General features: G+C 64.6%; 1 protein-coding gene (cut by a window edge). It reads right to left on the reverse strand.

Annotated features, from left to right (window positions below; all coding sequences use genetic code 11):
• Positions 1-12,593: the 3' portion of a non-ribosomal peptide synthetase gene (locus FHT09_RS16575; protein WP_104606204.1), read on the reverse strand. The gene runs 3,349 nt beyond the window's last position; the window shows 12,593 of its 15,942 coding nt (coding positions 3,350-15,942); its start codon lies off the right edge, out of view — the gene reads right to left on this strand; its stop codon occupies positions 1-3.

Raw genomic sequence — 12,593 nt, forward strand, 5'->3', positions numbered from 1 at the left:
TCAGTGAGCATGCCGGCCTCCGGCAGAGGCGGCATGTTGGACCTGCAGCCAATGCGGTGCGTCGTCCGGGCTTGCCGTACCGTCATAGATGGCCTGAAGCCATTCGTCGATGGAACGCTGCTGTGCAGGTGGTGGCTCTTCCAGTGCGGTGCTAGGCAGTTGCGACAGCACAAACACGGCCAGTTCGCTGAGCGTCGGGTATTCGTAGATCTTGGTCGCGCCAAGCGCTACGCCCAGCTCCTGCTGGATCATCGGCAACCACTCCACCCCCATCACCGAATCCATCCCCAGATCGACGAAGGCGGTGCGCACACCAATGTCGGCCACTTTCATGTACAGCACTTCGGCAAGCGTTTCGCACAGGATGCGCTCGATGCGCCGGAGCTCACTGCCATTGCCGCGGGCCGGGGCCGGGGGAGAATTGCTGGTATTGACCGGAACCGCTACAGGCGGTGCGGTCGTCTGCGAACCAGGTGCGTCGGTCGTGCCAGCAGACCTGTGGCCAGACGGTTCCATTGGCACCGAGGCAAGCCGACGTGCGCCAAGCAGGTCAGGCGCCCAATAGCGCGTGCGCGCAAACGGATAGCCGGGGAGGCGTAAGCTGGGCAGATACCGCTCGTGGTACAGGGAGTCCCACGGGCACTGCGCCCCCGTTACCCAGGCGTCCATCAAACGTCGCTCTTCGCCGCGTTCGAGCATTGCGGCAAGCTCGGTGGGCGATAGCACGCTCATCGCTGCCTCATCGACCTCACCACAGGCCACGTTGTGGCGATCGCCCTGAATGAAGGCCTGCAACTTCTCGCAAACTTCGGCAATCGACCACGCCGAGAGCCCAAGCCGGTGCACATGATGTTCGCGTCCGGTCTGCAGGGCACGGGCGATCGCGTGTAACTCAGCCGGATCATGCGGTACGGTGGACAAGACAGCCCGCAAATCCCTAGCCGCCTGCATCAGGCGATCAGGCGCACGCGCACTGAGGAGTATCAGGTCGGGACCGGGCGGCGCATGCGGATCGGGTATCGTCCGTGCAGCTGGGTGAAATTCCTCCACGACTACATGGGCGTTGGCCCCCCCCGCGCCGAAGGAAGACAGCGCCGCGGTGCGCGGCAACGAGATGCCGTTGCTGTCGCGTTGGCTCTGCCACGGCTCCAGCGTGCGCTGGACGACGAACGGGGTCTGCGCGAAATCGATGTTCGGATTCAGACGCTGCGCATGCAGCGTAGGAACCAGCATCGCATACTTCATCTGCAGCAGGATCTTGGTCAATCCAGCAATTCCCGCCGCGCTCTCGCAGTGGCCGATGTTGGATTTTACCGAGCCGATGGCGCAGAACTGGGTGTCCTGGGTTGCGTTACGCAGCGCACGTGTCAGCCCGGCGACCTCGATAGGATCACCCAGGGCGGTACCGGTGCCATGCGCCTCGACGTACCCGATCGCTCTGGGTGATACACCGCTACGCTCAAGGACCCGGCCAATCAATTGGCTTTGCGCCGTGGCGCTCGGCACCGTGAACCCGTTCGAGCGCCCGCCATGGTTGATGCCGCTGCCCTTGATCACGCCGTAGATACGATCGCCGTCGGCAATGGCCTTGTCCAACGGCTTGAGCAAGACCGCGCCCACGCCTTCGCCAGGGACGTACCCATCGCCGCCATCGCCGAACGCTGCGCAACGGCCGGTACTGGAGGCAAACTTGGCTTGGGAAAGGCCCAGATACTTGTTCGGGTGCAGCGAGACATTCACCCCACCGGCGATCGCCACGCTGCAATCGCCATCGCGCAAGCTCTGGCAAGCCAGGTGAATCGCGGTCAATGACGAGGAGCACATGGTGTCGACCGCCAGCGAGGGCCCTTGGAAATTGCCGAAATAGCTCACCCGGTTGGCGACCGATGCGATACCCGATCCCAGCACGAGCGGCTCACCCCCCACCTGTGCAGTGGCGCCGTAGAGTTGGTACTCGGTGTGCATCACACCAACGAAGACACCGACCCCCGCGCCCCTGGCCTGGGCGTTGAGATTCAGCGCTTCCCGGGTGTAGCCGGCGTCTTCCATCGCGTCATGCGCACACATCAGGAACAACCGTTCCTGTGGATCCATCATCGGCGCCTCGCGCGGCGAGATGTTGAAGAAGCTGGGATCGAAGTCGGCAACTCCATCGATGAAACCGCCCCACTTGCTGTAGCTCTTGCCGGGCACGCCTTGCTCCGCGTCGAAGAACGATGCCATGTCCCAGCGATCCGAGGGGATTTCGCTGATGCAATCGACGCCTGCCTTGAGATTCTCCCAAAAGGCCTCCAGCGTCGGCGACTGCGGGTAGCGTCCCGCCAAACCGATGATGGCGACATCGCTACCTGGTTTCATCGACACGTCTGCACCTGTGTCGGCCATAGTCTGCTCGGCCGGTGGCAGGATGGCGCCAGATGGCGGCGCTACCTCCGCTGACGGCAAGCGCCGCTGTCCAGCCAGATGGGCCGCCAGGTCGGCGACCGTGGCATGTTCGAAAAACAGCGTCTTGGACAGCGGGCCGTACTGCTTCTCCAGCGCGGCAGTCAGCCTGACTGCGACCACCGAATCTATCCCAAACGCGTCGAAGGTGGCATTGGCATGGATACGCGCCGGAGCGATCATCAGATGCCGGGCCAAAAACTCGCGCAGCGCATCGATGGTCTGCGTCGTTGGCGGGACCCGCTCAGGCTCTGGCGTCGGCATGCCAGTCCCGGCCGCCGTGCTGCCCAACAGCAGGCGGCGAATCTGCGCGGGCTGGCCATGTGCGACCGCGAGCTGCGGAAGGTCCGTGGCCAGCGCGCGGGCAAGCGCATCCACGCCGGTCTGCGCATCCAGCGGGACGAATCCCTGGCGCCGCATGACCTGGACCATGTCGGCCGGGAGCTGCATGCCGCCATCGGTCGCCCAGTAGGGCAACGCAAGGGACAGGCTCCGCCCGCTACGTTCGCCGAGCGCCTGAAGTTCATGACGGTATTGTGCGTATTCATCCAGAAAGGCGTTGGCCGTTGCGTAGGCCGCCTGGCCGATGGCGCCGGTACGCGTCGTCAGCGACGAAAACAGCACGAAGCAGTCCAATGCCAGATGGCGCGTTGCAAGGTCCAGATAGCGCGCGCCCAATGCCTTTGTTGCCAGCACCTCGTGCAGTTCGGATGCAGTCAGTGCAGCGAGCAGGCGGCTATGGGCGCTACCCGCGCAATGCAGTACGCCGTGCAGGCAACCGAAGTGCCTGACGATCTCCTCGACCAACTCGTCCACTTGGGCGCGATGCGAAACGTCCACCCGGCGATATTCCACGCGTACGCCGAGGGCGACCAGTTCGGCCAAGTGCTCGCGTCTGCCCGTGTCCAGATCGCTGCGGCAGGCGATGATGATGGTCGCCGATCGCACACTGCGCGCTATGTCGGCCACCACCGCCCTGCCAATGCCACCCAGGCCACCCGTGATGAGGTAGACACCGTGGTCGCGCCAGGGACCGGTGGTGCCGCGACTCGGCGGCTCGATCTCGACCAGGGCATCGCCACGTGGCATGCCCGGTACGGCAGCAACAGGACTGACCTGCGGGTGATCCAACACCAGCAGCTGGGTGCGCAGCCCGCGCGTTTCCAACTCCGCACCGCGTAACAATGCGGCCAGCCCTGCATGAAGACGGCCAGTGCCGCGTTGCGGTACCAGAACCTGGAGCAGGGTTGTTTGACCCGTGCGCTGCCGCTGTAGCGTTCCCAGGACATCCAGCAGTTGCTCGGCGTAGGCGCTGAAGCGCTCAGCCGGATCGGTCGCGGTGCTCTGCAGGACTTTACTCTGGGACGCTGATGCGAACGGCGCCATTGCCGCCGCCGGAAGATCGCACGCCAGCACGATCCTTTGCTCGTGCTGGTCATGTGCGGGCAACGCCGGTGCCGGTGCCGGTGCCGGTGCCATGAAAATCGTCTGCGCTGTCCCGGTCACGCCGGAACCGGAGCGATACGTCCTGCCGGTCAGACCTTGCAGGCGGACGCAGAGGCGACCGGTGTCGTCACAGATGTCGATATGGGTCTGCGCCAGGCCCGAGGTCATTTGTCGCACGATGGCCCAGCCATCGCGCGGACAGGGAAAGAACCACTGCAAGCTATCCAGCGCGAATGGCACCGATGCCGGGCCGTGGCTGTCGCTTGCGGCAGCGACATCGTGAAGGAAGCCGGCAGCCTGCACTGCCGAATCCAGCAGGCCGGGAGGAAGACCCAGGCGGCCCGCATCTGCCAACGCTGGCAGGCACAGACGCGCCAGCACAAAGCGGCCCTCCGCGTCCTGGCCCGCCTGCAGTTCGACCAGTCCTCGGTGCGAGGGCCCATACACGACGCCCATGGCGCTGAGTTCGCGATAACAGCTGTCGCCGTCCATCGGTGCGCCGGACAACGCGGCGCGCAGCGCGGCGATGTCCCGTACCGCCCCCACCTGGGGCTGCATCGAGACCTTGGCTCGGGCGCAAGGCGCCGTTGAGGCATGCGAGCCGTCGGCACCGCGCGCATCCTCGTCGAGCAGAAACTCGCAGACCAGGTCGGTGTCCTGCGGCGTCACCTGGATGTGCAGGTGCAGCGGGGCCGGGCCGGCCATCACCGGTTTGAGCCAGACCACATCGCTGATGCGGAGGGAACTCACCTGTTCGACGTTGAGTGCCAAGGTGGCGGCCGCCTGTGCCATCTCCAGGTAGGCGACTGCAGGGAGGATCGCCTGGCCGGCGACGACGTGATCGGCGAAGACCGGTTCGTTCCCCTTGAAGGTGGAACTGAAGCGCAGCCCGTGAATGGACGATGTATTGCGCTGGACCAGCGGATGCAGCGCAGACATGGCATGGGCCGCGACGGACGACGCTGGCGCGGATGCTTCCATCCAGTAACGCTCTTTTGCAAACGGATACGTCGGAAGCGATATCCGCCGCGGCCGCGCCTGCGGATACAGCTGCTCCCAATCGATGTGCGAGGCGCCAGCGACCCACACCTCCAGCAACCGCTCCAGTTTGCCGCGCGCCAGCCAGGTTGCCAGCAGCGTCTGGATATCGTCGTCGTCGCGCAACCAGGACAGGGTCCTGCGAGCGTTGCGGGTGTCTCCATAACGGACGTCACCGCTAGTGGTCTTCTCACGCAGGAATCGCTCAAGGCTGTCCTGCAGTTCGGCCAGCGATTGGACCACGCAGCCGAACCGCACTTCCATCGCTTCGCGTGCCACCTGCAACGTGTATGCGACATCGACCAGCTGCGATTCGTCCAACGCACCGCACGCCTGGAGCAATGAACGCACGTAGTCATCCAGGCGTGCATCGTCCTTTGCCGACAACAGCACCAAGTAAGGTCCGTGTGCAGCTGTCGCTGGCGATGGGTGGGCGACGTATTCCTCGATAATCACATGCGCGTTCGAGCCACCGGCACCGAACGAAGACACGCTGGCTATCCGTTTGCCCAGCCCGCTTGCGGGAGGATTCCAGCTCACCAGTTCGCGCTGCAGTCGGAACGGGCTGCTATCGAAATCGATATGCGGGTTGGGCACTTCCGCATGCAACGAAGGCACCAATTGGCGGTGCTTTAGCTGGAGCAGTACCTTGGTCACTCCGGCGACGCCTGCGGCAGCCTCTAAATGCCCGATGTTGCTCTTCACCGAACTGAGCGCGCAGAATCCGCGCTCGATGGTCGACCCCCGAAAGGCTTGGGTCAGCGCATCGATCTCGATCGGATCGCCAAGCTCGGTTCCGGTTCCGTGGGCCTCGACATGCGAGATGTCGCGGGCGCTGATCCCCGCTTTACGGATCGCGGCCTTGATGAGTTCGCGCTGGGCCGCCGGATTGGGCGCGGTATAGCCCTTGGCCTTGCCACCATGGTTGATGCTGGTCGAGCGAATCACCGCATGGATGGAATCGCCATCGCTGATGGCCTGGGAGAGACGTTTGAGGACAAGGACACCGACGCCTTCGCCGGGAACGAATCCATCGCCTCCGGCACCGAAACTGCGGCAACGTCCCGAGGTCGACAGAAATCTTCCCTCGCACGATGCCACGTAACGCGATGGATGCAGGTTGAGGTTGACGCCACCGGCGACGGCCACGTCGCACTCGTCGCGTAGCAGGTGCTCGCAGGCTTCGTGGATGGCCGTCAGCGACGAGGAGCACATGGTGTCGATCGGCATGCTTGGGCCTTGCAGATCGAGCAAGTAGGAAACCCGGTTGGCCACCGAGCCGAACGAGGTCTGCGGATAGATCGCATTACCGTCCGGATCCTGGCCACTGGCGCAGCGCTCGAAGCCGGACTGGGATACGCCAGCGAAGACGCCGACCCGGCGCGCGTGCCTGCTGGCCAGGCTGGCGCGTGTATAGCCGGCGTCCTCGAACGCCCGCCAGCTTTCCTGAAGAAACAACCTTTCGTGCGGATCGATCGCCATCGCCTCGCGCGGCGCGATTCCGAAGAACAGCGGATCGAAGTCTGCGAACCCATCGATGAAACCGCCCCATTTGCTGTAACTGCAACCCTGTGCGATGGCGCTGGCCGGATCGGCATCGAAGAAGCCGTCCAGACTCCAGCGCTCGGCCGGGATCTCGGTGATGCAGTCTTCTCCGCAGCGCAGCCGCTCCCAGAAAGCGTCGAGGGTGGCGGCCTGCGGATAGCGCCCGGAGACGCCGATGATGGCGATCGCCCGGTCCTCATGCGGGGCAGCGGCCACCTGCGCCGGGGCAAGGGGGGGAGTGGCGAAGGGATCGGCAACCTCGGCTACGGCCGGAGGCGACGGGAACAGGCCGTTTGTTGGTACCGCCGCCGAAGGTAGCAAGCGTCTGGCACTGTCGGCCTGCGTGGTCAGCAGATGCGCGGCGATAGCGACGACGGTACGGTGCTCGAACAGCAGCATACTGCTGACATCCTCGAAGGTCGCGCGTAGTTCGTTGGCCACACGGATGGCGAGGATCGAATCCACACCATAGTTCTCCAGCGGCTCATGGATATCGATCTCATCGATCGGCTGTTCCAGCGTACGGCCGACGATCGAACGTACATATGCGGTCACGATTCCACGCAGGTCGGTCTCCCCTGTGCGCGGCTGCAACGTAGAACGCGGCGACGCGATTGGCTTCACCGGCGCCGCGGCCGTTGTATTGGTCGGCAGCGATTGCAGATATCCGGCGAGCGCGCGTGCATTGGAGTATTCGAAGATCACCGTGCTGGACACATCGGGGAAGCGCGTCCGCAAGGCATTGGCGAGGCGGATGGCCAGTATCGAGTCGATGCCGTAACTCTCGAAAGGCTCATCGGCATCGATGTCGTCTGCGGTCAACTCCAGCACCTCAGCAACCAGACCGCGGACGTAAACGGTCATCGCTCCACGGGGTGCGTCGGCACTGGATGTCTCGGTGCCAGATGGGTCGGCCCGGAGAGGGAGCGCACCGGCCGGGGGCCGTGCACCTTGGTCTTCGCGTGAAGGCTGCACCGCCGTGCTCTTCTGTCGAAACACTCCGTCGCTCTCCGCAATGATGATTTGCTGCCCGAACCGATGCGTCTCCCCTAGCGGGAAACGGATCGCGCGAAATCCTTCTTCTTCCAGGACCCGGCGCCAGGTCGCTGGCGCCAGCCCGGGCGAACCCGACTCCCGCAACCAGCCGTCCTGGTAGGCCCACCATCCTGGCAACAGGCCAAAGGTCAGGTGTGCGAACAAGCCATGGCCCTGCATCTCGTTGATGATCAGCAGGCCATTGCGTGCAAGTCCGCTCTTGGCATGGCGCACGGTACGATGCATCTCCCGGGTCGCATGCAGGACGTTGGTCGCGATGACCACGTCATACGTTCCGCAGTCCAGTCCTTGCGCGGCGAGCGGACGTTCGATATCCAGCAGCAGGCAACGCAGATACGGTGCCTGCTGCCGGTACTGCCGTTCGGCATGTCCGAGGAAGGCGCGCGATATGTCGGTATAGCAGTACTCCGACACGGACGGCGTCAGTGGCCGTAACGTTTCGAACACGCGTTGGCTGGTCGCCCCCGTGCCCGCGCCGATCTCCAGCAAACGCAGTTGCGCGTTCGAATCGCTGCGCAGTCGCTGCTCGGCATACTGACCAACCAGGACCGCCACAATGCGGTTGTAGTAATCGATGTACGGGTTCTTCTTGTAGACATCCTCGACACGTTGCACGGACGCGTTGGAGAACATGACGTCGGTTGCCTGGCGTCTACCGGCAAGGATGTCCGGCAACGCGCGCAGCATCGGTTCGATCAGGTCGGCATGGGCGCGCTCGCTCTCGCTGCTTCCGGCCTTGGCGAAGTAGCGCTCCACCGTTGCCCAATCGGCATCTGACGCGGAGCGTTCGAACTCGAATTCCCCATCTTCACGCGCACACGCATATCCCGCCGAGCACAAAAAGCGCAGCGCTTCGTGCAACCAACGGCCATACACCTGCGGCTTTGCAAGCCGAGCGTGGAGCGAGGCCAGCGACAGCGTGGTCGCGGTGCCGCCAGCAAACACGCTGAGCTGGTGGAACAGGCCGGACGCGAGGACCGCATCCAGCGGGTCAGGCGGTGCCGGCAACGCGAGGTCGGGGAGTTCCACCGATAGCGATGGATCGGACATAGCAAAGCGTCCATTGGTCAGCGCCGTTGCAAGCTCCACCCTATCGTCGGTGACGATTGGCAGCGCTGCGCCGCCATGCGCAGCGCTACGCTTGAGCAACGCCATCTGCTCGAACGGCCCGGCCAGCACGCTTTCGATGAAGGGCATGGCCTCTGCGGGTTCGATGGAGCCTTCACCGATATGCGCCATGCGCCGCCGATGCGCCCCCGAGGCCACGATCCCTACGCTGCCCCAGTAGCCCCAGTTGATGACGCGTGCCGATGCCTGGCCGTTGCGACGCAGCCAGGTGGCCAATGCGTCGACATAGGCACTGCCCGCGGCATAGCTGCTCTGGCCTGGTGAGGGATTGAAGCTCTGGAGCGCTGAAAAGAACAACACGAAATGTGCGGGGCGATAGCGCGCCAGTGCGCCCGCCAGTGCCGCTGCGGTCAGGATCTTGGACGACAGGGCATCGGCGAACTCGGCTTCCTCGACAGCCATGACACCGCGATCGTGCAAGCTCAGCGCGGTGTGGATGAAGCCGTGGATGACCGCATGCTCGGTTTCGACCTGCTTCAACGCCGCTTCCAGCGCGGGGCGTTGCCGTGCGTCCACTTGCAGGTAGCGCAGGCTGCCGCCGAGCGCGCTGAGCCGTTGCACGGCGTTCGCGATCTCGCCCTCCGGCGAGCGCCTTCCCAACCAGACCACATTGGCGCGATAGTGACGCAACAGATAGTCGGTCCATGCCTGGCCAAGCCCGCCCGCGCCTCCCAACACGACGTAGACGCCGCCTTCGACAAGACGTGTGGGTAGGGCTGCAGGCAGCACGGCCGGAATCAGCCGCTGCGCATAGCGATTGTGCCCACGTATTACGGTCGAGCTGCGTTCCGGGTCCGCTGGGGCACCAAGCACCATCGGCCACGGGCAATGCTCGGCATGGTCCACATCGAATGCATGCACCGCCCAGTGCGGATATTCCTTGGCCAATGCGCCGATGAAGCCATGCAGCGCGGCCTGCGCCGGATTACCGGATTCGGCGTTGTGCACGGCGAGTGCGCCGCTGGTGATCGCCGCCAGGTGCAGCGGTTGGGTCTCGTAGCCGGCGTGCAACAGCGCCTTGGCCAGGCGCAGGCAGCACAGGACATGCTGCTGCGGATCGGACCCGGCATGATCGTCATTGGCGATCCACACGACATGCGTGGGCCGTTGGGAAAGAATCAGCGAGGCCAACTCGGCCTGGCCGGCGTCTGCCGGCAGCGTGCAGAGCGCATCTGGACCGCACGCCTCGCGCAGCGAGGTCGCCAGCGGTGGCGTGGAGCCGATCAACAGCACCCGCTGCGACTGGCCGCTATCGGTGATCGCCGTTTGTGGCCCGAGGCATTCCCAAACCGGGACCAGCGGGACCGCTCCAAGCGACTGGCCCAGCGTCGCAGGAGGAAGCTCGGACACGGTGCTGAGCGACCCTGCGGCAGTCGGGGCCACCACCCGCGCACTCAGACCCGCCATCTCGACGACGAGATGTCCTTCCGCGTCGTAGATGCGCACATCCAGTTTGTGCACCAACTGCGAGCTTCCGGCAGCCTCGCAGACGTACACCCAGGCCTGTTCTCCCGGTGGTTGCAGGATGCTCACCCTGTCGACACTGAGAGGCAGGGTCTGCTCCAGTTGGTCGTCGGCCAGCACGCCGTCGACCAGGCCCATGCCGATGGAGGCCTGCAGCGCAGCGTCGAGCAACCCCGGATGCAGGACCAGGCGCCGGTCGCGAACCGCCTGCGCATGCAGGCGCAGGTGTCCAAGCGCGAAGCGGGTGCCGTCCTTCGCCTGCCCTGGAGCGGTTTCTACCAATGCCCGCAGCGATGGGCCATAGCGGCAGCCAAGCCTGTCGAACAGGGCGTAGCAGGCATCCCCATGTGCGGGCTGGCCGCACGCACCGCGCAGTGAGGCGATGTCCAGTTGCTCACCGCGCGCCTCCGGCGCCAGGGAAGCGGTGCCCTCACAGTGAACGCAGGCAGGCGCATCGTCCAACTGACTGTAGATCTGAAACGAGACGTTCCTGGCATCGCGCCTATCGACTCGCACATGCACTGTCAGCGGATCGGTCGCGGCGACCAGCGGACGCAACCAACTGACATTGCTCAGCAGGATTGGCGTCTCCATCGAGCGCAGCGCTTGCGCCACTGCGGCGCGTGCCATTTCCAGATAGGCCACGCCCGGCAGCAATCGCGCACCGCGCACGTTGTGGTCGGCGAACACGAACTCCGCTCCGCTGAAGCGGGTCGTGTAGCGGTGCTCGGCCAGGCTGGAGGTGTTGCAATGCAGTAGCGGATGCAACGTGTGCTCCTGCGTCGCAGGCAGCGCCGGTGTCGACCGTCGATAACGGGTCGGAGCGAAGGGATAGGTCGGCAACGAGATCCGGCGCGGCGCGCGCGCTCCCGTCCGGCACAGCGTCCAGTCCAGGTCTGCACCCGCCATCCAGACCTCGCCGACCTTGTGCCAGTGGCCGGCCTGAATCCAGTAGGGGAGCAGGCGCTGCAACTCGCCGCCATCCAGCCACTGGGGAGTGGCGCCATTCTGACCCCTGTGCTGGGCAAGAGCGTCCTTGCCGATGAATCCGCGCAGGCCCACGCATAGTTCGTCCACGCTGGAGGCCTGCAGTGCGAGGCGACAAGCGAATGGTTCGCGCCCGACCTGCAAGGTGTGGGCGATATCGTGAAGATCCAGGCCCGGATAGCGTTCCAGGAATGACAGCAGATCCACCGCATACTGGCGCAGCTGCTCGGGCTTGCGCGCTGACAATGGCACCAGGCAGCGGGCTGTTGCTGCGGTGCCGATGGAAGGCGCGTGGAATTCCTCTAGCAGCGCATGGGCATTGGTACCGCCGATACCGAACGAGCTGACGCCTGCGCGATGCGGGGTCTGTCTCGGAGTCAGCGTCAGGTGCTTGCTCACCACATAGAAAGGCGACGCTGCGAAATCGATGGCAGGATTGGGCGTGTCGTAGTTCAACGAGGCCGGAATCTGGGCGTGCTTCAGGCCGAGCGCCACCTTGATGCAGCCGACCAGGCCGGCCACCGTATCCAGATGGCCGATGTTGCTCTTCACCGAACCGATGCCGCAGAACTGATGCCGCGACGTGTGGCGTCCGAACGCATCGACCAGCGCCGCCACCTCCAGCGGATCTCCCAACCTGGTCGCTGTGCCGTGGGCTTCGACATAGTCGATGGTTTCGACATCCACGCCGCTAGTGCTCAGCACCTTGTCAATGACCTCTGCCTGCCCTGCCAATCCGGGTGCGTAGTAACCCGCTTTATCGGCACCGTCGTTGTTGATGGCGACTCCGCGCAACAACGCGTAAATCGGGTCCTTGTCGGCGATCGCCTCGCGCGCGCGCTTCAGCAGCAGCACTGCCACACCTTCGCCGCCGAGCATGCCATCGGCTCGCTCATCGAACGGCCGCAGATGCCCGTCGCTGGAGAAGTTCATGCCGCGCTCGGCGACGTAGCCAAGTGTGGCGCTGTCCGAGAGCGAGGCAGCGCCAACCAGCGCATGCCTCGTATCGCCGGCAACCACGCTGCGATATGCCGTATGCAGCGCAACCAGCGATGACGAACAATTCGAATGGACGAACAAGCTCGGCCCACGCAGACCCAGGCGGTGGGAAATAACGGTGGGCAGCGCACCGGGCTGTGACCATGCAGAGGCGACGTACTGCTTGGAGCCTCCCATCACGCTCCATGCCGCCGGTGGAGCATCGCCGTGGTAACCGGCATTGGCGGCGGTCATGAACACCCCCGCGTCGGCGATGTCCGATGGCCGGTAGCCGGCATCCTCGACCGCTTTCCAGGCATGCTGCAAGAGCATCCGCACTTGCGGGTCGATCGCCTGGGCATCATGTGCGGGAATATTGAAGAACTCGGCGTCGAAGCAGTCCTTGTCCTCGATGATGGCGCGCGCAGTGACCAGCCCCGGCGTCTGCAACAGTGCTTCCGGCACGCCCAGCGACCGCAACGTTGAGGTGCTGAGAAATTCGATGCTCT

This window comes from Xanthomonas sp. CFBP 8152, from assembly GCF_014199025.1.
In the GTDB taxonomy this organism is placed as follows: Bacteria; Pseudomonadota; Gammaproteobacteria; order Xanthomonadales; family Xanthomonadaceae; genus Xanthomonas; species Xanthomonas arboricola_B.